The following is a 26,625-nucleotide window of genomic DNA, read 5'->3' as shown; positions in this document are numbered from 1 at the left end:
GGCCGCGGTCCGAGCGCGAGGGCACGGACCGCGCCCCGCCCACCGGCTCCATCCTTCGAGAACCAACACAGACTGTCCGATCAAGTCTCAGCTATCGCATCTTATCGTCATCGTGTCCGACAACCACTCAGCGGAAGTTGCACCTGCGCTGGGCGGAGACTGTTTGCGCCCAGTCGCACTCCCTCGGCCAGTTCCGTTCCAAATCGTAGTCTCCACCGAGCGCCACCGCGGCGTGAGGCGCAGGTTTCCTGCGGGTTCTGGGCCTGACCTGTTGACCGCCATGGGCCGGGATCGGCCACGGACGGGTCTCCGGAAGCCGGGTTCTCTCCGGACCTGTTGACCTGCTGGATTTAGTACAAACGTCGCGAGCCCGGGCAAAAGGCCGGTTTCGGCGTGGTCGACAATTGCGTTGGTTCGCATCCCACTTGCCCGAAATCCGCGCTTCGAGAGCGAACACCTTGGTAGCGGTCGGATGTAACTCTTAGTCGTCTACAATTTCGCAGCGCCCAGCTTCAATATCCAGCTGAACGTGCTTAAATTTGCGCTCGATCGTGAACCCGCCTGGGTAGCGCACTTTCACGCGTTGGTTGCGCCCATACTTTAGCTGGCGGTGGGCGACCCGCTGGCGAGTAGCAAGCACGGTTTCGGCGAACTCCCGCAGTCCATCAAGCATGCTAGCCGGCACAGATCCAGAGGCGCCGTCATGGGCGTCAAAATTTTCTATCAACCGCTGAGCGATGCGTTGAGCCTCGTTGTGCCGTCCTAGACCTTGGAGGAGGCGCACTTCAGAACCTCCATGCCGTTCTCCGTCATGCGGCGCTGGAAGGCGGGGTCTGCGCCGACCCGCCGGAGCGCATCCGTCCAGCGTGCGACGATCGCGGGCGGCAGGTTGCCCGGGCCGGCGATGCCGAACCAGTTGCGGATCTCGAACTCCGGCAGGACCTGCTTGATCTCCACCGTGCGGAACGGCGCGTCGGGGCGGACGACCAGCATGACCCGCCGAGACGGCGCAGATGCGCATCACGCCGCGGCCAGAACTTCGCGCTCGGCCGCGTGGCAGGCGGCGCGCGCATCGCCACGGTGCGCGAGAAGCTCCGGCACGTCCACCTTGCAGCGGCCGAAAGCGAGCGGGCAGCGCGGGTGGAAGGCGCAGCCGGGCGGCGGCGCCAGCGGGTCGGGGAAGACGCTGCCCAGCCCCGTCTCGGGCAGGCCAAGCCGCGGGTCGGGTGTGAGCACCGAGGCGAGCAGGCCGCGGCTGTAGGGGTGCTGGGCGTGGACCATCACCTCGGCCGTGGGCCCCTCTTCCACGACGCGGCCGAGATACATAACGGCCACCCGGGTCGCCAGCATCTGCACCACGGCCAGGTTGTGGCTGATGAACAGGCAGGTGAGGCCAAGCCGCGACTGCAGGTCCATCAGCAGGTTCAGGATCTGCGCCTGCACGGAGACGTCGAGTGCGGAGGTCGGCTCGTCGCAGATGAGAAGCTGCGGCTTCAGGATCAGCGCGCGCGCGATGGCGACGCGCTGCCGCTGCCCGCCAGAAAGCTGCGAGGGGTAGGCGGCGGCGTGGCGCGGGGCGAGTCCGACGAGGCGCAGCATCTCCTCCACCCGGTCCTGGCGTTCGGAGGCACTCCCTTCGCCGTGCACGGAGAGCGGCAGGCCCACGATGGAGGCAACGGTCTTGCGCGGGTTCAGCGAGGAATAGGGGTCCTGGAAGACCGGCTGCACCAGCCGCGCGCGCTCCAGCCGGCCGAGGCTCGCGATGGGGCGGCCGTCGATCAGCACCTCGCCCTCGGTGGGCGCCTCGAGGCCCAGCACCATCTTGGCGAGCGTGCTCTTGCCGCAGCCGGATTCACCCACGAGGCCCAGCACCTGCCGACGCTGCAAGGCGAGCGAGACGCCGCCCACCGCCATCAGCGGACGCTTCTGCGCGAAGATGCCGCGGCCCACCGAATAGCGCTTCACCACGTTGCGCAGTTCGAGGATGGGGCGGTCTTCGGCGGTCATGCGGGGTTCTCGAGCAGCGAGGGCACGCGCTCGGGCAGCACGCAGCGCCAGGCGTGGTCCTCGGCGCCTTGGCTGACGGGGACGGTGCGGGTGCAGGGTTCGGTCGCGAAGGCGCAGCGCTCGCGGAAGGCGCAACCCTCCATGCCACCCACGAGGCTGGGCACCAGGCCCGGGATGGTGCCGAGCGGCACGCCCGGCTTGCTGCGCGCGGGGATCGGGATGCAGTCGATCAGCCCGCGCGTGTAGGGGTGGCGCGGTTCGTCGAAGACGGTGGCGGTCGGGCCGCTTTCCACCACCTCGCCGGCATACATGACCGCCACGCGGTGGGCGACGCGCGCCACGATGCCGAGGTCGTGCGTCACCAGCAGCAGGCCCATGCCCATCTCGCGCTGGAGCTCTGCCAGCAGGTGGAGGATCTCGGCCTGGATGGTGACATCGAGCGCCGTGGTGGGCTCGTCGGCCAGGATCAGGTCGGGGCCGCACATCAGCGCCATCGCGATCATGACGCGCTGGCGCAGCCCGCCCGACAGCTCGTGCGGGTATTGCACCAGGCGTCGTCCCGCGGCCGCGATGCCCACGCGCTCCAGCAGCTGCACCGCGCGGTCCGTCGCCTGCCGGCGGTTGCCCTTGTCGTGGCGCAGGAAGGGCTCGGTCAGCTGGTCGCCGATGGTCCAGGCCGGGTTGAGGCTGGTCATCGGTTCCTGGAAGATCATCGCCATGCGGTTGCCGCGCAATTCGCGCAGCCGCGACGGCGTGACCTTCAGCAGATCCTCGCCGGCGAAATCCATGCGCTCGGCGGTGCGTCGGGCGGAGGCGGGCAGCAGCCCCATCACCGCCAGCGAGGTCAGCGACTTGCCGCAGCCGCTTTCGCCCACCACACAGAGCGTCTCGCCCCGCGCCACGGTGAGCGAGACGTCGCGCACCGCGTGCAGCACGCCGTCCGCCACGGGGATCCGCACGGCCAGGTGCCGCACCTCGAGGATGGGCGTGCTCATGTGCGGCCCTCGGGCGCGGTGGCGTCGCGGATGCCGTCGCCCAGCATGTTGATGGCCAGCACGAGAATGCAGATGGCCAGGCCCGGCAGCAGGATCACCCAGGGGTCGAACAGCATCACCTCCTTGGCTTCCGCCACCATCAGCCCCCAGGAGGGCAGCGGCGGCTGCACGCCGAGGCCGAGGAAGGAGAGGGCGGCCTCCAGCAGGATGGCCTGCGCCATCTCGTAGCTGGCGACGACCACCAGCGCCGGGATCAGGTTGGGCAGGATCTCGCCCAGCAGGATGCGCGGCGTGGAACACCCGACGGAGCGCGCCGCCGCCACATATTCGAGGTTGCGCAGCTGCATGGTGGCGCTGCGCATGACCACGGCGAAGCGGTCCCACAGCAGCAGCCCCAGCACGAGCACGACCACCTGCAGCGAACCTCCGGCCACGGCCACGACGGCGAGCGCCACCATCACCACCGGCAGCGAGAGGCGGGTGGTGATGAGGAAGGACACCACGGTGTCCACGCGGCCGCCGAAATAGCCGGCCGCGACCCCCAGCGTCGTGCCGATCGTGCCGGAGACGAGAACGGTGAGCAGGCCGATCAGCAGGGAAATCCGCGCGCCATAGATCAGGCGGGAGAGGTAGTCGCGCCCCAGATTGTCCGTGCCGAGCGGGTAGCGCGGGTCGGACATCTCCGCGTCCACGAAGGCGGGCGGAATCAGGCGGTCGTCCAGGATCTGCGTGTAGGGGTCATGCGGCGCGATCAGGGGCGCGAAGATCGCCATCAGCGTGATCAGCCCGAGTACCAGGGCGGCCACGACGAGGCCCGGATTGCCCAGGATGCGTCCGCGCTTCTTCCGCACCGCGGGTGCGGCCGGCTGGGGGGAGATGGCTTCGCTCATGTCAGCCCCGGCGAATCCGAGGGTCGAGCCAGGCGTTGGCGATGTCCGCCAGCAGCGTCAGCACCACGTAGAACAGCGCGACCAGGAGCAGGATGCCCTGGACCACCGGGAAGTCGCGGCGCGAGATCGCCTCCCAGGCCAGGTAGCCGATGCCCTGCAGCGCGAAGACCGTCTCGATGACGACGGAGCCCGAGAGCATGTTGCCGAACTGCACGGAGCACAGCGCCACCACCGGCACGATGGCGTTGCGCAGCGCGTGCTTCAGCACCACGACCCGCGCCGGCAGTCCCTTGGCGTAAGCGGTGCGGATGTAGTCGGAGGTCATCACCTCCACCATGCCGCCGCGCGTCAGGCGCATCAGGACCGGCGCCGAGAACCAGCCCAGCGTGATGGCGGGCATGATGAAATGCGCAAAGCTGTCCGAGCCCGAGATGGGCAGCCAGCCGAGTGCAAGGCCGAACAGGAAGATCATGAGCAGTCCGAACCAGAAATTCGGCATGGCCTGCCCGATGACGGCGATGCCCAGTGCCGCCCTGTCCACCCAGGTGTTGCGCTTCAACGCCGCGATGATGCCGAGCGGCAGGGCGATGAGGATCGCGATCACGAGGCCCATCCCCGCCAGCGACAGGGTGACGGGCAGCCGCGTGACGATCAGGTTCGCCACGCTCTCCGGATAGAAGAGCGAGCGTCCGAGATCACCCTGCAAAGCCCGCCACAGCCACTCCCCGTATTGCACGATGATAGGGCGGTTGAGGCCGTATTCCTCGCGGATGCGCTCGACATCCGCGGGGCTCGCATCCTCTCCGGCCAGCGCGATTGCAAGATCGCCGGAGATCCGCAGCAGCATGAAGGCGATGGCGGAGACGGCGATGCCGACCACCACCGCCAGCAACAGCCGTCGCAGCGTGAAGCGCAGCACGGATCAGCGGTTCCAGCGGGCCCGATAGAAGCGGGGCACCTCGTCCGGCGCGGGCGAGAACTCCAGCTGCGCGTTGTAGGCGTAGGTCAGCGGGAAGGTCCACAGCGGCGCCCAGTAGGCCTGCTCCGTGATGCGCCGGATGGCCGCGGTATAGGCCTCGCGGCGCGCCGCCGGATCGGTGCTGTTGTCGCCGCGCTCGAGCAGCGCCATCACCTCCGGATCCCGCGTCAGGTCGTCGGCCGAGCCCCGGAAGAAGTAGGAGGTCGAGTTCGCGATGTCGAACAGCGAGGTCGAGCCCCAGGAGCCGTAGGCGAGCCGCAGCTGCGCCTCGCGAGTGGCGCGCTGGTAGGCGTCGTATTGCGACCATTGCAGGTTCGCCGTGATGCCCACGGCGCGCAGGTTGCCGATGATCGCCTCGCCCCAGGGGCGCTCGCGATAGCCGCCCATGGTCACGGTGAAGCCGTTGGGATAGCCGGCCTCGGCCAGCAGCTCACGGGCGCGGGCGGGGTTGTACTCGTACCGGGTGATGCCCTCCTGCACGCAGCCGAACTGGTCGGGGTGGCAGGGCGTGTGCAGCGGGTCCGCGCCTTCGCCCACCAGGTTGCGGACGATGCCCTCGCGGTCGATCGCATGGTTCACCGCTCGGCGTACCCGCACGTCGCGGAAGGGGTTGTCCTCCGTGCCTGTGCGGCCGGCCGCGTCCATCTGCAGGTAGTGGAAGCGCACCGTCCCGCCGGAGGCCACCTTCACGCCGCGGCGGCGCTTGAGGTTGCGCGCTTGGTCGGGGGTGACGCGCCAGATCCAGTCCACGCCGCCGGTCAGCAGCTCGGCCACGCGGGTGTTGGCTTCCGGCACGCGGCGGAAGATCAGGCGCTCCACCTCGGGCTGGCCCTTGGCGCCGCCGAAATAGCGGTCGAAGCGCTCGAAGACGATGCGCTGGCCGGGGCTGACTTCCGTCACCCGGTAAGGTCCGGTGCCGATCGGGTTGCGGCCCATGCCATCGCGTCCGCCGGCCAGGGAGGCGCGCGGGATGACGAGCAGCGTGGTGAGGTATTCCTGCCAGGGGCCGAAGGGGGCAGGGGTGCGCAGGCGCACGGTGCGGTTATCCACCAGCTCCGCGCCCGACAGCCAGCGCGTGCGGCCGAGATTCGTCAGCTGGTTGGCAGGGTCCAGCGCGAACTCCACCGTGGCCACCACGTCGCGCGCATCCACCGTGTCGCCATTGTGGGCGATGATGCCGTCACGGATGCGGAGCTCGATCGTGGTGTCGTCCACGATGCGCACCGATTCCGCGAGGTGCATCTCGTATTCGCCGGTCTGCAGGTTGCGGTAGAGCGGCGCGTCCCAGACATGGAAGCCGAAGATCACGCCTTCGCGCGTGGAGTTGAAGTAGGGCGACATGTTCGCTGGCTCCGTGTCGGAGAACCAGCGAATGGTGTTCTCCGCGGGCTGCGCCAGCACGGCGGGTGCGCCGGCCGTCAATGCGGCAACAAGAGCCACCGCTCCCAGAAAATGCCTTCTCATCGTTGCTTCCTCCTTGTTTGACGGTCACGATAGAGGGGTGCCAGCAAGCGTCAACCGCACCACGCGCCGCGTGGGGCCATCGCGGTTCGCGCTGCATGAGGACGGCGCCATCGGCCCAGCGCCTCAAGTTTGCCGAAGGCGACGTCCCAGGCAAATGCCTCATGTCGCAATCGGGCGCGGGGGGAGGATCAGGCTGGCCAAGGATTGGGAGAACCTCAGCCAAACCGCGCTCGCCTTGCTCCGTCTCGCCTCCATCCGTCTCATGATGAAGGCTCTGTCAGCCATGAGAATGTTCGCGGACGGACTCTGACAGTGTCGATCCGGCGGACATCCACTACGCCAGAGCGGACGCCCGTCAGATCAAGTCGATACTTCTACAACTCGCTGAGCACGCGCGTGCGCTGCCGCCTGGCGGGCGCCCGTCAGAGGAGATCGATGCCGGCTTGGGCGGTGGAAATGCTCACCCTGCCGTTGGACCAGAGCGCAAACTCGCCACCCTCGACCACAGCGGTGTTGTACGAGACGCCCTCCACATACAGGTTGCGGTCGGTGTCCGGCGTCCCGCCCCAGCGGTCGTTGAGAAAGGTGATGGTGGCTTCGTGGGCGCCGGGGCCCCAATGCCCCCGCACGGTGACGCTGTCGGACACGCCGGAGCCGCGAAGTGCAGCAGCGGTCAGCGTGCCGCCGATCTGTACGCCATTCACGGCGATGGTGTACTGCGCATCGCCCTGCCAGGCGTCCTGCGTCACACGCAGCACCAGCGCGTCCCCGCCGTCGCCGAGCGTGATCACGGCGGGCTCCCGTGCGGGGCCGGACATGAAGCCGGTGCTGACCTTGCCGTTGGACCAGAGCCCGAACTCGCCACCCTCGACCACAGCGGCGTTGTACGAGATGCCCTCCACATACAGGTTGCGGTCGGTATCCGGCGTCCCGCCCCAGCGGTCGTTGAGAAAGGTGATGGTGGCCTCGTGGGCGCCGGGGCCCCAATCGCCCCGCACGGTGACGCTGTCGGACACGCCGGAGCCGCGAAGTGCAGCAGCGGTCAGCGTGCCGCCGATCTGTACGCCATTCACGGCGATGGTGTACTGCGCATCGCCCTGCCAGGCGTCCTGCGTCACACGCAGCACCAGCTCGTCCCCGCCGTCGCCGAGCGTGATCGCGGCGGGCGTGCGTCCCGCCTCGGGGACAGCCGTGCCGGACAGTTCGATGACGATGGCATGGTCCGGCACCAGCACGGTGAAGTCCTCGATGCCGGTGTAGGTTTTCGCTGCGGTCGTACCCACCAGCGTGTCATAGACCCGCACCGTCCCGAAGGTGCGGGACAGGTCTATGGTGACCGGCACCGCAGGCACGTCCGACATGCGGTTCGCGGCATCGTCCCAGCTCTGCGCGTCGTTCCAGAGCACCAGCAGGTAGGCCCCATCGCTCCGCTGCAGCAGCATGTCCTCCCCGGTTTCCGGGAGTCCGAGGAGGCGGTAGTCCAGCGCGACCGGTGTGAATGTCGCGGCCGCGGGGCCGTCGTCCCGCAGCAGCGTCGTCAGGTTGTGGAGCGCCTCTGCCGCCGGCTTCGGCCGGCCATCGGCGAAGAACTGTCCGAAGTTCAGCTCGTAGCTGCTGCCGCTCGGATCGGGACCCTGGTCGAACAGCTCATAGAGGAAGGTGCGCTTCACCCCGGCCGTCTCCCAGCTCTCGAGGAGAAGCCGCTGGTTGTATTTGGCCTGGACCTCTGGGGAGACGCCCTGCGGATGCAGCGGCGCGCTGCTGTAGCCGGCCTCGGTCGCGATGGCGGGCTTGCCCTGCGTGATCTGCTGTGCCTCCACCACGCGGTGGAGCACATGGGGCAACCCACCCCAGGCGTCGGAGCCCGGCGCCGGCGCGCCCGACGGGAAGTAGGTGTGCGGGTTGGCATAGTCCGCCCAGGTGGTGAGATCACCGAGCTCGGCGTAATAGTCCGCCTCTCCGGTGCTGAGCTGGATCACCGGCTTGTCGTGCAGCAGGGGGCTCGCCTTCACCGCCTGGTAGAGGTCGCGCTGCAACTCGCGCGCGGCGGCCGCGCCGGTGAGCCCCTCGTGCCGGACACCCCACCACCGCACCTCGTTCGGCCCCTCGACCGCCGAGACGAGGTCGGCGAGCCCTTCGATCTTCTCGATCTGGCTGGCGAGCGTCGTGTCCGCGCCGATGAAGAGGTTCAGCTTGACCCCCGCGGCCTCGGCGAGGGCGCGCAAGCGGGCAGGGTCGTCGTCCCACTGCACGAGCTCCCGCACATGCCGAGCTCCAATATAGTTCAATGATTCTGCGACTTGGTCCAGTTCGCCATAAGCTGTCTGGAAGTAGCGGAGATGGAGGTTGACTCCGATCGAGTCGAGAAAATCTGCCGCACGATCGGCGAAGGCGTCACCGGATCTGGCATTCTGCTGTGGTGCCGCGCCGATGTCGCCAGTATCTTGGATCTCTGCCATATCGCATCGATTAAGCAGCAAATCTTTCCCATGTATGAACAAACGGCTTTGCAGCCTGTGGTTTTGTGTGGAACTGCCGTTCGCACTTGGCCTGCCGCCGGGCGGCGCCATGCCGGACCGTGCATGGAGTCGCGGAGCGCGCTCCGTCTGTTACGCGCTCGACAGAATGCGCTGCACCGTGATGTAAACTGACCATCGGCGTCTGATGCAGCCCAGATCAACTATGGGATAACTGGCCCGTAGGCCAGTATTACGCAGGGTTCTTTCCGAATCCGTGCCATTCCGCCGGATAGGGAGAATTCGCCCTTTCGTGATAGCCTTCCACAGGATGCGACGTTGCAAGCACCCTGGATACGCAGACACAATTCAGCCCGTGAAAGCCTAAGGCGCAACTGCCAGAAATATTATCTCGAATCGTCTTTGATTATTCAGGTCTATTTGAGCAATGACGGGGAGGCGCCGATGAAGGTCGCACTCGTTTCAGATTCGATGTCGGCCTATGGCGGTGCTGAGAGGGTCGTGGAGCAGATCCTCGCCATCTACCCGCATGCACGTCTCTTCGCCGTTCTCGACCTGGTCCCGCCGGCGCAGCGCCGTTTCCTACGCGACCGCGAGGTCGCCTGCTCCTTCCTCCAGAACCTACCTTTGGTCTCGAGATACTACCGCAGGCTCCTCCCCCTCTGGTCCCTCGCGGTGGAGCAGTTCGACGTCGCGGAGTACGACCTGGTCATTTCCAGCCACCACAGCGCCGCCAACGGCGTGCTCACCCGCCCCGGCCAGGTGCACGTCTCCTACGTCCACTCCCCCATGCGCTACGCCTGGGACCTGCAGAACCAGTACCTCAGCGAGGCGCGGCTGAACCGCGGCCCGGTCGGCTTCCTGGCGCGACGCATGCTGCACAAGGCCCGCATCTGGGACTACACCGCCGCCCAGCGGCCCGACGCGATCGCCACGAACTCCCACTTCGTCGCCGAGCGCATCCGGAAGGTCCACCGCCGCGATGCCCGCGTCATCTACCCGCCCGTCTCGCCCGAATGCTTCGGGCATTGCACGACCAAGGGCGACTTCTACCTCTCCCTCGGGCGGCTCGTGCCCTACAAGCGCGTGGACCTGCTCGTGCGCGCCTTCTCCCGCATGCCGCACCGCCGCCTGAAGGTCATCGGCGACGGGCCGGAGATGCAGAAGGTCCGCCGCTCCGCCGGTCCGAATGTCGAGATCCTGGGCTACCGGCCGGAGGCCGAGGTGCGGCGCACCCTCGCCGAGGCCCGTGCCTTCGTCTTTCCGGGCGTCGAGGATTTCGGCATCGCCGCGCTCGAGGCCCAGGCGGCCGGCACGCCGGTCATCGCCTTCCGCGGCGGCGGCCTCACCGAGACCGTGCAGGGCCCGGACTCCCCGCAGCCGACCGGCCTGTTCTTCGAGGAGCAGACCGAGGCGGCGATCGTGGACGCCGTCGAGGCCTTCGAGCGCTCCGCCACGCGCTTCTGCCCGGAGGCCTGCGTCGCGAATGCCGCCGACTTCTCCCAGGCGCACTTCCGCGACGCCTTCACCTCCTTCGTGGACGAGGCCATGGCAGCCCGCGCCGAGGCCGCCGGCCGCCGGAGCGAGCGCGCGCCCCCTCCGGCCCTGCCCCCGGCACCGCGCCAGCCGAAGCCGGCCACGGTCCTCGGCGAGGTCGCCTGACGGCATGGCGGAGGTGCACGGCCCGCACGCGGTCCCGGCCGACGCGCCCGCCTTCGGCCGGGGAATGGACGGCGGCGAACCCTCGCCGCTCGCGGGCGTGCTCGACGCCGTGCGGCGCCGGCGCCGCTTCATCCTCGCCTGGATCCTGGTCTGGCTGGCGATCGCCGGCTTCGCCATCGCGCAGCTCGAACGCCGCTACCGCGCCGAGGCGCTGGTGATGCTCGACACCCGCCAGCTGCAATACGCCGAGCTGCGCGCCGTGCTGACCGGCCCCACCAACCTCATGGATCCCAACGTGGCGCGCAGCGAGGTCGCGATCCTCACGAGCGACGGGCTGGCACGCCGGGTGGTCCAGGAGCTCGACCTCGCCGCGCGGCCCGAATACGGCCCCCAGCCCTCCTGGCAGGACCGGGCGATGCAGGCCCTCGCCACCGCCGCGCTCTGGCTCGACGGCCACACCGGCTGGCAGGTGGCGGAAGCGCTGGACCTGGCGCCCGCCCCGTCCGGCCCCCCTGATCCGGCCGAGCGCCTCGCCATCGCGGTCGAGGCCTACCGGAGCAACCTCTCCGTCTTCAACGACGGGCGCTCCTATGTGATCAGCGTCGCCTACGAGGCCCCCGACCCCGCCCTCGCCGCGCGCATCGCGAACCGGCACGCGGAGCTCTACGTCGAGGACCAGCGCCGCATGAAGAACGAGGCGCTGGCGGGCGCGAGCGCCTGGCTCGAGCGGGAGGTGAACGAGCTGGCCGAGCGCCTGCGTCAGTCCGAGCGCCTGGTGCAGGAGCACCGCGAGCGGCACCGCCTCTTCCTGCTCGGCCCGAACGGATCAACCCTCGCCGCGCAGCAGCTCGGCGAGGTCAGCAGCCAGCTCGCCATCGCCAGCGCCGATCTCGCCCAGCGCGAGTCGCGGCTCGCCCGCGCACGCGCCGTCGGGGTGAGCGGCATGGCCGGGATCGACTCCGAGACCGAGGTCACCGGCTCGGCCACCATCTCGCGGCTGCGCGAACAGGAGGCGATCGCCGACCGCAACGCCGCCGAGCTCTCCACCCGGCTCGGCAGCCGCCATCCCTCCGTGCTCGCCGCCAACGCAGAGGTCCGCCAGGTGCGCGCCCGCATCCAGGACGAGACGCAGAAGATCCTGCGCGGGCTGGAGAGCGAGGCGGTCATCGCCCGCAGCCGCCAGGCCGCGCTGCGCCGCACCCTCGCCGAGCTTGAGCAGCGCCTCGCCGAGGCCGAGCAGGCCGAGGCCACCGCGCGCGACCTCGAGCGCGACGCCGCGGCCACCCGCTCGCTCTATGAGAGCCTGCTCGCGCGCCAGAAGCAGGTGGCGACGCAGGAAGGCATCCAGCAGGCCGATGCGCGCGTCGTCTCGGAAGCCGCCGTCCCGCTGCGCGCCTCCTTCCCGAACCGGAAGCTGTTCCTCGCCGTCGCGCTGATGGCCGCGACCACCTCCGGCGTCGGCCTCGCCATGCTCCGCGAGCGATCCAGGCAGGGCTTCCGCTCCATGCAGGAGCTGGAGGCGGTATTGGGCGTCCGCGCCATCGGGGAGGTGCCTATGCTGCGCGGCCGCGCGGCGCGCCGGGGCGGGCTCGCCATGCAGGTCCGCAGAAACCCGCGCTCGCTGGCCGCCGAATCCATGCACACGGTCCGCAGCCGTCTCGCGCTCGGCGCCGCGATGCGCGACGGCAGGCCGCCGCCCCGCGTGCTGGCGGTGACCTCGGCCCTGCCGGGCGAGGGCAAGACCAGCGTCGCCCTCGCCCTTGCGCGCAGCTTCGCGGCCTCCGGCCGCAGCGTGCTGCTGGTGGAATGCGACCTCCGCAACCGCAGCCTCGCCCGCGACCTCGGCCGCGGCGCCAGGCACCCCGGGCTGCTGGCCATCCTGGAGGGCGAGGCCTCGCTCGAGGAGGTGCTGGGCGAGACGCCGGAGCCGGGGCTGCGCGTGCTGCCCGCCGAGCGCGAGCCCCATGCGCAGCCGCAGGACCTGCTCCACTCCGAGCGGTTCCGCTGGCTGCTGGAAAGGGCGGAGGCCAGCTTCGACCACGTGGTGCTGGACACGCCGCCGGTCGGCGTCGTGTCCGATGCGCTGATGCTGAACCATGCCGTGGATGCCGCCGTGCTCGTCGTGCGCTGGGAGAGCACGCCGCGCGACGCGGCCGCGCGGGCGCTGCGGTCGCTCGACCTGGCCGGGATCCCGGTGGCGGGCGCGGTGCTGAACGCGGCGGACACCCGCAAGGCCGACTATGCCGGCGGCTATGCCCTCTCCGGCCGGGCCGCGAGGAGCTACTTCCGTGAGTGACGCGCCATCGCACCGGACGCAGCCCGCCGCCGGCAAGGTGCCGGTCAGCGTCATCATCCTCACGAAGAACGAGAGCGCCTTCATCGAGCGCTGCATGCAAGGCGTCGCCTGGGCCGATGACATCGTCGTGGTCGATTCCGGCAGCACCGACGACACGCGCGAGCGCGCCGCGGCGCTGGGCGCGCGTGTCTTCGAGATCCCCTGGCGCGGCTGGGTACCGCAGCGGCAGGAGGGGATCGCGCGCGCGCGGCACGACTGGGTCTTCATCCTCGAAGCCGACGAGATGGTGGACGAGACGCTCGCCGCCGCGATCCGTGCGGCGATCGCCGGCGACACCCCGCCGGACCCCGCCGACGGCTACACGGTGGAGCGCCGCGACCGCTTCTTCGGCCTGGTCCTGCCGCAGCAGCGCAACCGGCGCCGCCAGCGCGCCTTCGTGCGGATCTTCAACCGGCGCCGCAGCCACTACCACCCCGAGCACATCATCCACGAGGAGGTCGTGTTCCCCGGCCGCTCCATCCCGCTGCGCGGCACGCTGCTGCACTGCCGCGGCTTCACCTTCGGCCAGCAGATGGCGCGCTACCTCGAGGTGGCCGGGGACGAGGCCGACCAGATGGAGCGTCGCGGCACCCACGCCAGCGCCCTGAAGGTCCTCGCCTGGCCCGTCCTCCGCTTCCTCTGGGTATATGTCAAATGCGGCGGCTGGCGGCTCGGCGGGCCGGGCCTGGTGCATGCGCTGATGGTCGCCACCTCCGAATACATGCGCTGGGCCCTGCTGTGGGAGCGCCAGCACGTCCTGCGCGGCGCGGCGCGGCCGGCGGAGGCGCCGACCGCCGCGTCCGGCGCGGGCGAGGCACGGCGCGTCCAAGATGCCGCCTCCGCCTCGACGTGATGCCCCCGGCGGTCCGCGCCATCGTCTCGCCGCTGCGCGAGGCGCTGCTGGGCACGCTGCGCGGGCGCGGGCCGGCGCAGGCCTTCGCGCAATCCGTGGCGACGCAGATCCTCGTCATCGCGCTCAACGTCGCGACCGGCGTGCTGACTGCCCGGCTGCTTGGGCCAGAGGGCCGCGGCGTCCTCGCCGCGCTCGTGCTCTGGCCGCATCTCTTCGCCAGCCTGGCGCTCGCCGGCGTGACGAGCTCGCTGGTCTTCCACATGCGCACCGCCTCGCCGCAGGAGGTGCATCGGGTGCTGACTGCGGGGTTGGTGCTCGGCGGCGCCTGCGCGGCGGTGGGCGCGGCGATCGGCGCGGTGCTGGTGCCGCAGATCATGGCCGATCGCTACGCGGCCTCCGTCATCGCCCTCGCCGTCGTCGCGACGCTCGGCGTGACCTTCCTCGACGTCTACACCGTCCTCCTGCGGAACGCCTTCGTCGCCCTCGGGCGCGTGGGCACGGCGAACGCCTCCGGCTGGGCCAATCCCGCGCTCTACCTCGTCCTCCTGCTCGGCATCTCGGCGACCGGCTGGCTGAGCGGGGAGACGGCCGCGCTCGGCATGTTCGCCGCCGGGGCGCTGACGCTCGCCTTCCTCTGCCGGCAGCTCGCGCTGCTCTGGCGGGCCGATACGGCCGGCCTCGGCGCCTGGCTGCGCCGGCTCGGCGCCTATGCGCGGCGCGGCGCGCCGGGCGATGCGATGCTCACCGTCTCGGCCCATGCGGACCGCATCGTGCTGGTGGCGCTGATCCCGGCCGCGGAGTTCGGGCTCTACGCCGTCGCCTACAGCTTCTCGCGGCTGCTCCGCGTGATCGATTCCGGCGTGGCCTATGCCGGCCTGCCCGCCATGGCCGGACGCCCGGCCGCCGAGGCGAAGGCGCTGCACGACCCCATGTTCCGCTTCGTGCTGCATGCCGTCGCGCTCGGCGCGCTCGGCGCGCTCCTGCTCGGCGAGCCGGCGCTGCGGCTGCTCTACGGCGCGGAGTTCGCGGCCGGCGCGCCCTTCCTCTACGTGCTGGTGGCGGAGGCCGCGCTCGGCTGCCTCGGCACCGTGCTCGCCCAGCTCTACCTCGCCTCCGACCGCCCCGGCTTCCTCTCGGCGGTCCAGGCCTGCTCCTGCGCGGTGCTCGTGGTGGCGCTCCTCATCCTGGTGCCGCTCTGGGGCGCGCTCGGTGCCGCGGTCGCGCTCGCCATCGGGGCGGGGGTTCGGTTGCTCGGCCTCGGCCTCGGCGTGAAGCTGGTGCTCGGCCTCCGCCTGCCGCGCATCACCCTCGATGCCGCCGACCTGCATCGCCTCCGGGCGGGGCTGCGCCGCGCATGAGCCCGGCGCGCCACCGGCGGGCGAGGCGCGTCGTGCCATGACGGCGATGCAGGCCTCCGCGCGCGGCCTGCGGCCCGTCGCCGCGACCGGCACCGATCCCTGGTGGTTCGACGCCGCGCTCGCCGCCGGGATGGCGGGCTTCGCCGTGCTCGCCGTGGCGGCGGGCCAGGCGGGGCTGGCGCGGCTCGGCTATCCGGCGCTGGCGCTGCTCATCGCCTGGAGCCTGTTCTTCGGCGGGCGCCGGCCGGCCTACATCGTCTTCTGCCTGTTCCTCTTCGTCATCACGCCGGGCGTGCGGCGCTACGTGGACCTCGCCGCCGGGTGGGAGCAGGTGAACCTCGTCATGCTCGCCCCGTGGCTCGCCGCCGCGCCCTGCCTCGTGGTGGTGCTGCGGACGCTGACCGGGCCCGGCTTCCCGATGGCGACAGGCGTCCTGCTGGTCTTCGTCGCCGCCTGCTACGGGCTGGGCCTCGCCATCATCGAGGGGCGAGCCGTTTCCGGCGCCTTCGACTGGCTGCGCTGGACGGTGCCGCCGGCCTTCGCCGCGGTGACGCTGCTGACGCTGCGGGAGGACCGCGCCCTTGTCGGCCGCCTGCTGCGCTTCTTCACCCTCGCCGTCGCGGTGACCGGTGCCTATGGCGCCTGGCAGTTCGTCCGCCTGCCGCCCTGGGACGCCTTCTGGATGCGCAACGTGGACCTGGCCTCGATCGGCGAGCCGGAGCCCTACCAGGTGCGCGTGTTCAGCCTGCTGAACTCGCCGGGCTCGCTCGGCAACTTCCTCCTCGTCGGGCTGATCTACCTCTTCGCCTTTGCCTCCCCGGCACGGCTGCCGGCGCTCGCCGTCGGCTGCGCTGCCATGCTGCTCTCGCTCAACCGCGCCGCCTGGGGTGCCGCGGCGCTCGCCGCCGCCTACCTCGTCCTGCTCGGGCCCGGCGCGCTGAAGCTGCGCGCCACGCTGGCCATCGCCGGTCTCGCCGTCGCGCTCCCCGTCGCGCTGCAGGTGCCGGAGGCGGCGCTGGCGGTGCAGCAGCGCATCGAGAGCATCACCTATCTCTTCGCCGACACCAGCTACCACGAGCGGCTGGACGCCTATGACGCCTTTCTCCGCAGCCTCGGCGAGGCGATCATGGGCCAGGGCCTCGCGATCAACGGCGCCTACCGGGCCTATCTCGACCAGCGCCAGGCGGTGTTCATCGACGGGCAGGTCATCGAGGCCTACCTCGCCCTCGGCGTCGTCGGCGGCACGGTCTATTTCGCTGCGGCGCTGGCCTGCTTCGGCGCCGGCATCGCGGCCGGGCTTCGCTCGCGCAGCATGCTCGGCCTCGCCTCCTCCGCCGTCGCGCTCGCAGCGGTGATGCTGCTGCCCTACAGCTCGCCCCTGCTGGGCGAGAGCGGCATGTTCTTCTGGCTCGGCCTCGCCCTGTGCTTCGCGCCGCAGCCAGCGCGGGAGGGCCGGCGATGACGCCGTATGCCTCAGCCCGCCCAGGCCATCCGGCGCCGCGCATCGGCATAGCCGGCCAGCGCCGCCGGCACGCCCCCGGCGATGCGCGGCAGCACCTCGCCCGCCGCATCGGCAAGCGCCAGCGCGACGGCCTGCGGCAGCGGCATGCCCTCCGCCACCGCGATGCCGGCTGCGCCGACGCCGAGCCCCTCCGCGCAGGCGCGCGCGATGCCGCGGCGCAGCGTCGCCGGCAGCGCGGCATGCACCTGCACGGGCAGCGCCACGTCCAGCACGGCGCCGAAGGCAAAGGGCAGGCGACGGCACGCCGCGCCGCCACCTGGCGCCGCGGCGGACCAGCGCGCCGCCTCGTCCTCCGCGGCGACCCCGGCATCATCCACGCGCCGCACGCCGAGCAGCTCCCAGGCGGCGGAGGTGATGCCAGGGCGGGCGCGCATCCGCAGACCAGCCTCCGTCCCGATCGGACCCGGCCACCAGGTGGCGCCGAAGCTGGCCTGGACGCCGCAGGGCACCGCCCACAGCCCCGCCGCGGCGAAGCCCTCCTCCCAGAGCCGGCGCGCCGCCGGCGTGCCGATCCAGCCCGCGAGTTCGCCCGGCGTCATGCCGAAGGCGAAGCCGCCGAACAGCCCGGCGCCCGGGAAGGGCGTCTCCCAGCCCCAGGCGAGGCCGCCATGGCGGAGGCGCAGGCTGCCCGGCGGCACGGGCTGGCCGGGCGCCACCACCGCCACCTGCATTCCCGTCGCCGCGGCCAGCCGCCTTGCAAGCGGCCCCAGCGTCGCGCCGCGCGCCGGATGCCGCGCCGGCATCGCGCTTTCCAGGGCCAGCAGCGGAGCCTCGGCCGCGCGGGCCGCCCCCCGCGGCAGCGCCAGGCCGGCGGTGGCCGCCGCGATCAGGCCGCGGCGCGTCGGCGTGGATGCCATCTCGGGATCCTCATCCGGCGGGTGGGTCGCTCATGACCCATCCTGGCACGCCGTACCGCTCCGCCGGTTCTCTCGATGCCGCGATCGTGCCAGCCGTCGGGCCGGACGGCGTGGCGCGGCCGCGGACCGTCGCGGCGCTGCGTGGCGGCGGCTTCGTCTCGGTGCGCGACCTCGGCGCGATCGGCGACGGACGCAGCCACCCGCTCTCCGAGCGCTACCGCAGCCTGGCCTCGGCGCGCGCGGACTTTCCGCATGCGCGCTCCCTCTCCGACGAGATCGACTGGGCCGCGACGCAGGGTGCGATCGCACGGGTGCGCGCGGCGGGCGGCGGCACCGTCGTCTCGCCCGCCGGCGTCTATGTCTGCAGCCGCACGCTGGAATTCCCCGAGCGCAAGGAATTCGGCGCGCCGCCGCTCGGCGAACAGGTGAACTGGCTCGGCGAGGGCATGTACGCCACCGTCTATCGCTGGCCCACGGATCTCGGCGCCGACGCCTTCGCGGTCACCTGCCCGCGCCGCCACGCGGCGGAGAGCTTCTACGAGGGCTTCTGGCAGGATATCGGCCTGGAGGGCTCGGGGCGCACCGCGCGCATGCATGGCTGGGGCTGGGGCGCGCGGCGGCGCATGGTGCGCTGCTCCGCGCGCGGCTTCCGCGTCGGGCTCGACATCGTCGGCGACCATGCCCGCTTCGAGGACGTCACCTGCGGCGACTGCCATTACGGCGTCTACTTCTCCCGGCCCAGCCGCGAGCTCTACGGCGATCTCGTCTTCGACAAGTGCATGTTCAGCGCCTGCGGCATGGCCGCGATCGCCGTGCACCCGGAGGCCGAGATGGGCGGCGCCACGATGCTCGGCTGCTACATCGGCGGCGCGCCCTACGCGATCATGAAGGAGGCCGGGCCGGGCCGCGACAGCTTCCTCAGCGGCAGCGTCTTCCTGAACTGCATGTTCGAGTTCATCGGCAATGCCTGGCTGCACGACGACAACACCCCGCGCATCGGCATCGTGCGGCACGTGCTGTTCGACACCTGCCTGTTCCTCTGGCGCGATGCCGAGCGGCTGACGCGGGATGGCCGGCGCCGGATCGCGGCCTGGGATTTCCGCCGCGCCGACCATGTCCGCCTGGTCAACCAGAAGGAGCCGCACTTCCTCATCCCCGGCGAGGAGGCGCTGTTCCGCGTCGAGCAGCCGCTCGCCTGCGAGTTCTCGCTGAACCTGCACGCGCTGATCGAGAACTGCACGCGCACCGGCCGCCCGCTGCTGCACCGCGCCGCCGAGCGCTACGGATCCTTCCGCTACCTCCGCGTCAGCCAGGCCGGTGAATGGGAGGGCCGCCTGCAGCTCGTCGCGCCGGGCCCGGGCGTGCGGCGCGCGGATGTTCTGGAATGGGCGCCGCAGGGCCTGGTGCGGCGCGGCGCGGCGGACTCGCCGGCGCCGGTCGCCGGCATCTGCATGATGGACGCCGCCCCCGGCGCGTTCACCGTCGTCGCCACCGAGGCCTCCTGCGTTCCGGTCCGCTGCCCGGACCCGCGCGCCGAGGGGCTGCTGGTGAAGGGCGAGGATGGCGCGGCCGCGCCCTCGCGCGGTGGCCGCGACGAGGTGCGCGTCGGCTGGTGCCTCTACGCGGCCGAGGGGAAGGCGCTCACCGCCTTCCCGGTGCGGAGCTGAAGCCATGTCAGGTCATCCCACCTCCCCCCAGTACGCCGCCGGCGAGCCGGCCATGACGCTCGCCACGGATGCCGGCGGCCTCGACGTCGAAGCCCGCCCCGCCAGGCGCCGTGCTGCCGAGGCGCACTGCTTCGACGTGTTCGAGACTCTCCTCACCCGCGCCGTCTGCGGCGCAGACGATCTGCTGCTGCTGCTCGGCCGCAGGCTGCACCGCCAGGCCCGGATCCCCTGCAGCGCCGAGGTCTTCGCCCGCCAGCGGGCCGAGGCCGAGCGCCGCGCGGTGGCGATCTGCGGCGCCCATCCGCCGCTCGCCGCCATCTACCGCGAGCTGTCGCAGCTCCTCGCCCTCCGGCCCGAAGCGGCGGCGGATATGGCGGCGGAGGAGATGGCGCTGGAGCGGGAGCTCTCCGTCCCCCTGCCAGGCGCCGCGGCCCTGCTCGACGCGGCGCGGCGCCGATGCGGGCGCGCCGTCTTCGTCACCGACATCAACCTGCCCGCCGGCTTCGTGCAGGAGCTGCTGCAGGCGCAGGATTTCTGGCAGCCGGGGGACCTTCTCTTCGCCTCCTGCGACTGCGGCGTGGACAAGGCGCGCGGGTTGATGTTCCCGCATGTCGCCGGCGCGGTCGGCGTGCATCCGCGCCGCATCCTGCACCACGGCAACGACCGCGTCGCCGATGTGCGCAACGCGCGGCTCTCCGGCTGGCGCGTGCGCCACCTCGGCGCCGGCAATCCCACCCGCTACGAGCGCGCACTGGCCGCACACCGCAGCACGACCGAGGGGCTCTCCTCGCTCATGGCGGGCGCCTCGCGCTCCGCCAGGCTCGCCGTCACGCCGGCGACGGAGCGCGAGCGCGTGCTTGCGGAGGTGGCGGCGGGCGTCATGGCGCCGATGCTGAGCGCCTGGATGCTCTGGCTGCTGCAGCGCGCCCGGCAGGAGGGGCTGCGGCGCCTCTACTTCCTCAGCCGCGACGGGCAGGTGCTGCTCGGCATCGCCGAACGCCTCGAGACCGTCCTGCAGACGGGCATCGAGTTCCGCTACCTGCACGGCAGCCGCCGCGCCATGCAGCTCTCCGGCGCACCCGAGCGCGCGATGCAGGAGTTCCTCCGCCACGACATCTCGCGGCTCGGCGCCCTCGCCGAGGCGCTCGGCCTGCCCTACGAGGAGCTGGTCGAGCACCTGCCGCCCGAGCTCCGCAGGGTCGGGCCGGAGGCGAATCTCGGCCCGATCCAGCGGCAGCTGATGCGCCTCGGCATCGGCGACGCCGGCTTCGCGCGCGTCGTGCGCGCCAGCACGCGCCGCACCCGCGAGCTGCTCTCCGACTATCTCCGCCAGGAGGGCTGGGCGGAGGATGTGCCCTTCGGCCTGGTGGATGTCGGCTGGCAGGCGAACATCGCGCGTGCGCTGTCCGACGCCTTCGAGGGCACTGATATCCGCCTGCCGCGGCGCCACTTCTTCTTCGGCCTGGCCGACACCGCCCAGCACATCGCCGGCCCCGAGCTCGGCGACCGGCTCGAGGCCTGGTTCTTCGACGATGCACGCAGGCTCGGCTGCCTGCCTCCCTTGCCTTCCGTCGTCACGCTGGTGGAGATGTTCTGCGCCGCGGACCATGGCACGGTGCTCGGCTACCAGCGGCGCGGCGACCGCGTCGAGCCGCTGCTCGAGCGCGCGACCTCGCCGGCGCAGGATTGGGGCCTGCCGCTGCTCCGCCGCGTCACCGCTGCCTTCCTCGACGCGATGCTGCCACCGCTGCGGCGGGATCCCGGGCTGGTGGACCTCCGGTCGGACCTCCGCCCCGCCATCCGGGACGCGCTCGACCTCTTCTGGCTCGCCCCGACGCGCGCGGAGGTGCGCCACTGGGGCGACTTCCCGGTGGAGGAGGGCTTCGCGCCCAGCCTCGTCCTGCCGATCGCCGAGCCGATGCCGCTCCGCGAGGTGCTGGGCGCCCTGCGGCGCGGCACGCTGCGGCTGCGGCGGCCGCATACCTGGCCGATGGGCGCCGCGCTGCTCAGCCCCTGGCCGGTCCGCGCGACGCTCCGCCTCGCCTGGTGGCTGCGGCGCGAGCTGCCGCGCCTCCGGCGCCGCCTGAGCTGGGCGCGGCAGCTCGCGCCGCAGCTCCGCCCGGGCCGCGCGCCCGGCGGGCGGTAGGGGGGGCGCCGGCCATGTGCGGCATCATCGGCCTGGTCGGCGAGGCCTGCGGGATCGGCGCGGAGCGCCTCGCCCGCGCGCGCGACCTCATGCTGCACCGCGGCCCGGACCAGACCGGGCTGCGCGAGCTGGAGGAGGCCTGCCTCGGCTTCCGCCGCCTCGCCATCCTCGACCTCTCCGCCGCCGGCCACCAGCCGATGCTCTCCGCGGACGGGCAGGTCGCGCTCGTCTTCAACGGCGAGATCTACAATTTCCAGGAGCTGCGGCGCGAGCTGGAGCTGCATTTCCCCTTCCGCTCGCAGAGCGATTCCGAGGTCCTGCTCAACGGCTATCTCGCCTGGGGCTGGGAGGAGCTGCTGCGCCGCGCCGACGGCATGTTCGCCTTCGCCATCTGGGATGCGCGTCGGCGCAGCTTCTTCGCCGCGCGCGACCGCGTCGGCAAGAAGCCGCTGTTCTACGCCGAGACACCGGGCGGCCTGGCCTTCGCCTCCACGCTCAACGCGCTCTCCGCCCTGCTGCCCGACCGCCGCGCCGTGGATCCCGCCGCGCTCGACGCCTACCTGACCTACCAGGCCGTTCCGGCCCCGCTGACCATCTTCCAGGGCATGCGGCAGCTCCCGCCGGCGCACCAGCTCTCCTGCGACCTCGGCACCGGCGAGGTGAAGGTCGCGCGCTACTGGGACCTCCCCTTCACGCCGAAGATCCGCGCCTCCGAGGCAGAGGTGCTCGATGAGCTCGACGCGCTGCTGCGCGGCGCCGTCCGCCGCCGGCTGATGAGCGACGTGCCGCTCGGCGCCTTCCTCTCGGGCGGTGTGGACAGCAGCCTCGTCACCGCGATCATGGCGCAGGAAGGTGCCGGCCCGGTGCAGGCGGTCGTCGTCGGCTTCGACGATCCCGCCTTCGACGAGCGGCCGCATGCGCGCAAGGTGGCACAGCGCTGGGGCGCCGAGCTGCACGAGCACCTGCTGCAGCCCGATGCGACGCGCGACCTGCCGGAGATCGTCTGGCACTACGGGCAGCCGCTCGCCGACGTCTCCATCGTGCCGACCTGGTACGTGGCAAAGGCGGCGCGGCAGCACGTCACCGTCGTGCTCAACGGCGATGGCGGCGACGAGGTCTTCGGCGGCTATGCGCGCCCGATGGTCGCCCGCGCCGCGCAGCACTACCGCCGGCTGCTGCCGCGCAAGCTGCGCCAGGCCTTGGCGCGCGCCACGCACAGCCTCGACCGCCCAGGGCTGCCGCGCAAGCTGCGCATGCTTGCGGAGGCAGGCGCCGTCACCGCCGAGCAGGCCTTCACCTACGACCGCGCCTTCCGCCCCCATCGCGCGGAGGCCTATGCGCCCGCGCTCCGCGCCGCCCTCGCCGGCGAGCACCCGGACGCGCTCTACCGCGCGGCCTGGGACCGGGCGGATGGCGCGGACGACGTGGACCGCGCGCTCTACGGCGACTTCGTCACCTACCTGCCGGACCAGCTCCTGGCGAAGATGGACGTCTCCACCATGGCACATTCCGTGGAGGCGCGTTCGCCCCTGCTCGACCGGCAGCTTGTCGAATACGCCGCGCGCATCCCGACATCGCTGCGCCTCAAGGGCTACACCACGAAATACCTGCTGAAACGCCTCGCCGAGCGCTACGTGCCGCGCAAGGTGCTCTACCGTCGCAAGCAGGGCTTCGTCATGCCGGCCGGCCAGTGGCTGCGCGGCGAGCTTGCGCCGCATGCCGAGGCGGCGCTGCTCGGCCGCCCCTTCGCCGAGCGCGGCTGGATGGATCCGGACTTCACCCGCCGCATGCTGCGCGAGCACCAGAGCGGCGTGCGCGACTGGGGCCAGCCTCTCTGGACCCTCTTCGTCCTGGAGATCTGGGCTCGCCAGGCGCTGGACGGCACGCTCTCGCGCAGTGACGGGCTGGAGGCGCTGCGATGACGGCGCTTCGCCCGAACACCTCGCTGCGCACGCTGCAGCTCGGCATGAGCTGGCTGCCGGAGCAGGCGGGCAATGGCCTGGACCGCGTCTTCCACGCGCTGATGCGCCACCTGCCGATGGCGGGGGTGCAGGTGGAGGGGCTCGTCGCCGGCTCCGCCGGCCTCGGCGATGGCGATGTACGCTCCTTCGCGCCGGACTCCGCGCCGCTGCTCCGCCGCTTCGCCGGCCTGCGCCGCGCCGTGCGGGAGACGCTGTCGGCGCGCGCGCCCGATGTGGTGGCGGCGCATTTCGCGCCCTACGCCTTCCCGGCCCTCGACCTGCTGCGGCGGCATCCGCTGGTCGTGCACTTCCACGGCCCCTGGGCCGAGGAAAGCCGGCTGGAGGGCGATGGTGCCCTGGCCGTCCGCTCGAAGGGCACCATCGAGCGCATGGTCTATCGGCGGGCGGAGCTGCTGGTCGTGCTGTCGGACGCCTTCGCGGAGATCCTCGCCACGCGATACCGGGTGGATCCGCGCCGCATCCGGATCGTGCCCGGCGGCGTGGACGCCGCGCGCTTCGACACCGGCCTCACCCGCGCCGAGGCGCGCGCGCGCCTCGGCTGGCCGCCCGACCGTCCCATCCTGCTCTCGGTGCGCCGTCTCTGGCGGCGCATGGGGCTGGAGAACCTGGTCGAGGCCTTCGCCGCGGTCCACCGCGCCGTGCCCGACGCGCGCCTCCACATCGCCGGCAAGGGCCCGCTCGCCGGTGAGTTGCAGGCACGCATCCGCGCGGCCGGCCTGGACGACCACATGCGTCTTCTCGGCTTCGTGCCGGAAGCGGAGCTGCCGCTCGCTTACCGCGCCGCGGATCTCTCCGTCGTCCCGAGCGTCGCCCTGGAAGGCTTCGGCCTGGTCACCGTCGAATCGCTCGCCGCCGGCACGCCCGTCCTGGTGACGCCGATCGGCGGCCTGCCGGAGGCGGTGCGCGATCTCTCGCCCGACCTCGTCCTGCCGGACGCGACCGCCCCGGTTCTGGCCGACCGGCTGACCGCCGCGTTGCGCGGCGGCCTGGACCTGCCCGGCGAGGCCGCATGCCGGCGCTATGCGTGCGAGCGGTTCGACTGGGCCGCCATCGCGCGGCAGATGCGCGGGGTCTACGAGGAGGCGCGGCATGGCTGAGACGCAGCCCGCCCCCCGCATCCTCTTCCTCGACCACACGGCGGTGCTCGGCGGCGGGGAGCTGTCGCTGCTCGACATCGCCGGGCGCTACCGTGGCCGCTGCCGCGTGCTCCTGCTCGCCGACGGCCCCTTCCGCACCCGGCTCGAGGCGGAAGGGGTGGAGGTGGAGGTGCTGGACGCGCGGGCCGGCCTGGCCGGCATCTCGCGCGCCGGCGGGCTGATCGCGGATCTGCGCGCGCTGCCGGGGGTCGCAGCGCTGGCGCGCGCCGTCGCCCGCCGCGCCGCGGGCTTCGACCTGCTCTACGCCAATTCGCAGAAATCCATGGTCATCGCCGGCCTGGCCGGCCGCCTCGCGCGCCGCCCGGTGATCTGGCACCTGCGCGACCTGATGAGCGCGGAGCATTTCAGCGCCCTGCACCGCCGCCTCGCCGCCGTTGCGGCGCGCCTGCTGACCAGCCGCGTCATCGCAAACTCCGCGGCGACGCGCCGCGCCTTCATCGAGGGAGGCGCCCCCGCAGGCCGGGTCCATGTGGTCCACAACGGCATCGACGCCGGCCGCTTCCTGGAGGTCCCGGACGAGCAGGTCGCCGCGCTGCGCGCCTCGCTCGGCCTCGCCGGCCTTCCCGTGGTCGGCCTGTTCAGTCGCCTCGCGCCCTGGAAGGGCCAGCACGTGCTGCTGGAGGCGCTGGCCGAACTGCCCGGCGTGCACGGCCTCTTCGTCGGCGAGGCGCTGTTCGAGGGCGACCGGAGCTATGCTGGGGAATTGCGCGCCCGCGCGCGCAGCCTCGGCCTCGAGGGCCGCACGCATTTCCTCGGCTTCCGCCAGGACATCCCCTGCCTCCTCCGGCTCTGCGACGTGCTGGCGCACACCTCCGTCGCCCCGGAGCCCTTCGGCCGCGTCATCGTCGAAGGGATGCTGGCCGGCCGGCCCGTCGTCGCCACGCGCGCCGGCGGGGCGCTCGAGATCATCGAGGATGGCGAGACGGGGCGTCTCACCCCGCCCGGCGACGCGGCCGCGCTGGCCGCGGCCCTGCGCTCCCTCCTCGACGATCCGAACGCGGCTCGGGCGCTGGCGGCGCGCGGCCGCAGCGCAGCGCAGCAGCGCTTCTCGCTCGAGGCCATGCTGTCGGGCGTGGAGCGCCAGGTCGCCGATGTCACGGCCCACGCGGTCCGGCGACGCGGCGCGGGCGCCTGAAGAACGACAGATCTGTTCCGCACTCTGCCGGGCCGGACAGCACTGCGGGGAGAAGCCGCCGATGGATTCCACGATGTCGCGCTACATGAGGTCGCACTGGGACGGCCGCGCGCGGACGGATGCGTTCCACTATGTCGAGACGGCCCACTGGGCCGGCGACGTCGAGGCCTTCTTCGCCCTCGGGGAGGAGCGTGCGCGCCTGTTCCTCGACCCGGTCCTCGCGCGGCTCGGGGCGGCGCGCGGCACGGCGCTCGACCTCGGCTGCGGCGTGGGCCGCTTCACCCGCGCATTGGGCTCGCGCTTCGCCCAGGTGGTCGGCGTGGATGTTTCCGAGGTCATGGTCCGCAAGGCCGCGCAGCTGCATCCGGGCGACGTTCACCCGAACATCTCCTTCCGCGTCAGCGACGGGCTCTCCCTGCCACTGCCCGACGACAGCATCGATTTCGCCTTCTCCTACGAGGTCTTCCAGCACCTGCCTTCGCACGCGGCCATCGCGGCGAATGTGAAGGAGGTCGGGCGCGTCCTGCGCGCCGGGGGCGCCGGGCTGCTGCACTTCAAGACGCCGTCCGGCGGCCCGAGCGTGAAGCAGTTCTACCTCGACCACGTCCCGGACTGGGCGGACGGGCTGGTGCGACGGATGCTCGGCCGCGACCACCGCAAGGCCGACGCCGCGTTCCGCGGTGCGCCGCCGCTGACCCTCGGCGCCGTCCGAGCCATCTGCACCTCGGGAGGGCTCGAAGTGCTGGACACCCTGGAAGACGCAACTCACCCGCCCGGGACGCGGATCTTCGTGATCGTGCGCGCAACTGGCTGAACGAGCGGAGTCGACCGCCGCACGGCGGGATGCGACGCGGCACGCTTGTGCGCTCACGGCGATCCGCAAGCGCGACCGGCGCGGCAGTGCTGGCCCGCTATTGCTCTGACTGTGCATAGCCGCAGTGGCGGAAGTAGGCGGCGCACTCGGCGGTGCTGAAGCGGTCGAGGAGGCTGCCAATGGTGTCCCAAAGAGCGGCGACGGTCCTGGCGGCGGCGGATCGGAGCCTGGCGGCGGCGGATCGGAGCAGGCGCTTGAGCTTGCTGAAGGCGAGTTCGATCGGGTTCAGATCGGGGCTGTAGGGCGGCAGGTAGAGCAACTGCGC

General features: G+C 71.8%; 20 protein-coding genes. 11 read left to right on the top strand and 9 right to left on the bottom strand.

Annotated elements, in window-relative coordinates; all coding sequences use genetic code 11:
* Nucleotides 1-762: 762 nt before the first annotated feature.
* The 7 genes from ACESM1_RS27560 to ACESM1_RS27530 form a co-directional block, all read right to left on the bottom strand.
* Entirely contained in the window at nucleotides 763-993 is a 231-nt protein-coding gene (locus ACESM1_RS27560; protein WP_372624436.1) for a hypothetical protein, read from the bottom strand.
* Between the two features lie 27 nt (nucleotides 994-1,020).
* Entirely contained in the window at nucleotides 1,021-2,007 is a 987-nt protein-coding gene (locus tag ACESM1_RS27555) for an ABC transporter ATP-binding protein (protein ID WP_372624435.1), read from the bottom strand.
* Nucleotides 2,004-3,002 carry an ABC transporter ATP-binding protein gene (locus ACESM1_RS27550; protein ID WP_372624434.1) on the bottom strand — a complete coding sequence of 333 codons (999 nt, stop codon included), beginning with the start codon at nucleotides 3,000-3,002 and terminating at the stop codon, nucleotides 2,004-2,006. The genes ACESM1_RS27555 and ACESM1_RS27550 overlap by 4 nt, the downstream gene beginning before the upstream one ends.
* A complete protein-coding gene (locus ACESM1_RS27545; protein WP_372624433.1) occupies nucleotides 2,999-3,892 on the bottom strand; it encodes an ABC transporter permease in 894 nt (297 codons plus the stop codon). Before ACESM1_RS27545 ends, ACESM1_RS27550 begins: the two co-directional genes overlap by 4 nt.
* A gap of 1 nt (nucleotide 3,893) precedes the next feature.
* Complete coding sequence (locus ACESM1_RS27540; protein WP_372624432.1) at nucleotides 3,894-4,811, bottom strand: ABC transporter permease; 918 nt, start codon at nucleotides 4,809-4,811, stop codon at nucleotides 3,894-3,896.
* 3 nt (nucleotides 4,812-4,814) lie between these two features.
* Complete coding sequence (locus ACESM1_RS27535; protein WP_372624431.1) at nucleotides 4,815-6,335, bottom strand: ABC transporter substrate-binding protein; 1,521 nt, start codon at nucleotides 6,333-6,335, stop codon at nucleotides 4,815-4,817.
* Nucleotides 6,336-6,757: 422 nt separating this feature from the next.
* Nucleotides 6,758-8,599: a carbohydrate-binding domain-containing protein gene (locus ACESM1_RS27530; protein WP_372624430.1), complete on the bottom strand. Its 1,842-nt coding sequence runs from the start codon at nucleotides 8,597-8,599 to the stop codon at nucleotides 6,758-6,760.
* A gap of 657 nt (nucleotides 8,600-9,256) precedes the next feature.
* On the opposite strand from ACESM1_RS27530, the gene ACESM1_RS27525 reads away from it, so the two are divergent.
* The 5 genes from ACESM1_RS27525 to ACESM1_RS27505 are packed head-to-tail and all read left to right on the top strand — an operon-like array spanning nucleotide 9,257 to nucleotide 16,482.
* Nucleotides 9,257-10,474, top strand: coding sequence for a glycosyltransferase (locus ACESM1_RS27525; protein ID WP_372624429.1), 1,218 nt, complete (start codon nucleotides 9,257-9,259; stop codon nucleotides 10,472-10,474).
* 4 nt (nucleotides 10,475-10,478) lie between these two features.
* Nucleotides 10,479-12,770 (top strand): GumC family protein, encoded by a 2,292-nt coding sequence (locus ACESM1_RS27520; protein ID WP_372624428.1) that lies wholly within the window; start codon nucleotides 10,479-10,481, stop codon nucleotides 12,768-12,770.
* Nucleotides 12,763-13,662: a glycosyltransferase family 2 protein gene (locus ACESM1_RS27515; protein ID WP_372624427.1), complete on the top strand. Its 900-nt coding sequence runs from the start codon at nucleotides 12,763-12,765 to the stop codon at nucleotides 13,660-13,662. The genes ACESM1_RS27520 and ACESM1_RS27515 overlap by 8 nt, the downstream gene beginning before the upstream one ends.
* The gene (locus ACESM1_RS27510) at nucleotides 13,662-15,020 is read left to right on the top strand and encodes a lipopolysaccharide biosynthesis protein (protein WP_372624426.1); all 1,359 of its coding nucleotides are present in this window, start codon (nucleotides 13,662-13,664) and stop codon (nucleotides 15,018-15,020) included. Before ACESM1_RS27515 ends, ACESM1_RS27510 begins: the two co-directional genes overlap by 1 nt.
* Nucleotides 14,974-16,482, top strand: a complete 1,509-nt coding sequence (locus tag ACESM1_RS27505) for a hypothetical protein (RefSeq protein ID WP_372624425.1) — start codon at nucleotides 14,974-14,976, stop codon at nucleotides 16,480-16,482. The genes ACESM1_RS27510 and ACESM1_RS27505 overlap by 47 nt, the downstream gene beginning before the upstream one ends.
* Before the next feature lie 11 nt (nucleotides 16,483-16,493).
* Here ACESM1_RS27505 and ACESM1_RS27500 read toward each other — a convergent pair whose 3' ends face one another.
* Nucleotides 16,494-17,399 carry a hypothetical protein gene (locus ACESM1_RS27500; protein ID WP_372624424.1) on the bottom strand — a complete coding sequence of 302 codons (906 nt, stop codon included), beginning with the start codon at nucleotides 17,397-17,399 and terminating at the stop codon, nucleotides 16,494-16,496.
* 32 nt (nucleotides 17,400-17,431) lie between these two features.
* Here ACESM1_RS27500 and ACESM1_RS27495 point away from each other — a divergent pair, with 32 nt between their 5' ends.
* From ACESM1_RS27495 to ACESM1_RS27470, 6 genes are all read left to right on the top strand, one after another.
* Complete coding sequence (locus ACESM1_RS27495) at nucleotides 17,432-19,066, top strand: hypothetical protein (RefSeq protein WP_372624423.1); 1,635 nt, start codon at nucleotides 17,432-17,434, stop codon at nucleotides 19,064-19,066.
* 4 nt (nucleotides 19,067-19,070) lie between these two features.
* A complete protein-coding gene (locus tag ACESM1_RS27490; RefSeq protein WP_372624422.1) occupies nucleotides 19,071-21,212 on the top strand; it encodes a hypothetical protein in 2,142 nt (713 codons plus the stop codon).
* A 14-nt stretch (nucleotides 21,213-21,226) separates the two neighbouring features.
* On the top strand, nucleotides 21,227-23,134 hold the full coding sequence (asnB, locus tag ACESM1_RS27485) for an asparagine synthase (glutamine-hydrolyzing) (RefSeq protein ID WP_372624421.1): 1,908 nt from the start codon (nucleotides 21,227-21,229) through the stop codon (nucleotides 23,132-23,134).
* Entirely contained in the window at nucleotides 23,131-24,291 is a 1,161-nt protein-coding gene (locus tag ACESM1_RS27480; protein ID WP_372624420.1) for a glycosyltransferase family 4 protein, read from the top strand. Before asnB ends, ACESM1_RS27480 begins: the two co-directional genes overlap by 4 nt.
* A complete protein-coding gene (locus ACESM1_RS27475; RefSeq protein WP_372624419.1) occupies nucleotides 24,284-25,486 on the top strand; it encodes a glycosyltransferase in 1,203 nt (400 codons plus the stop codon). The genes ACESM1_RS27480 and ACESM1_RS27475 overlap by 8 nt, the downstream gene beginning before the upstream one ends.
* A 61-nt stretch (nucleotides 25,487-25,547) precedes the next feature.
* The gene (locus ACESM1_RS27470; protein WP_372624418.1) at nucleotides 25,548-26,300 is read left to right on the top strand and encodes a class I SAM-dependent methyltransferase; all 753 of its coding nucleotides are present in this window, start codon (nucleotides 25,548-25,550) and stop codon (nucleotides 26,298-26,300) included.
* A 97-nt stretch (nucleotides 26,301-26,397) separates the two neighbouring features.
* On the opposite strand, the gene ACESM1_RS27465 is transcribed toward ACESM1_RS27470, so the two are convergent.
* Nucleotides 26,398-26,625 (bottom strand): transposase (locus ACESM1_RS27465; protein ID WP_372624417.1); only part of this gene is annotated, 228 nt, incomplete at its 5' end.

Source organism: Falsiroseomonas sp. (assembly GCF_041690465.1).
Taxonomy (GTDB): domain Bacteria; phylum Pseudomonadota; class Alphaproteobacteria; order Acetobacterales; family Acetobacteraceae; genus Falsiroseomonas.
Note: the sequence above shows the minus strand (reverse complement) of the source record. Positions and strands in the feature narration are given on the sequence as shown.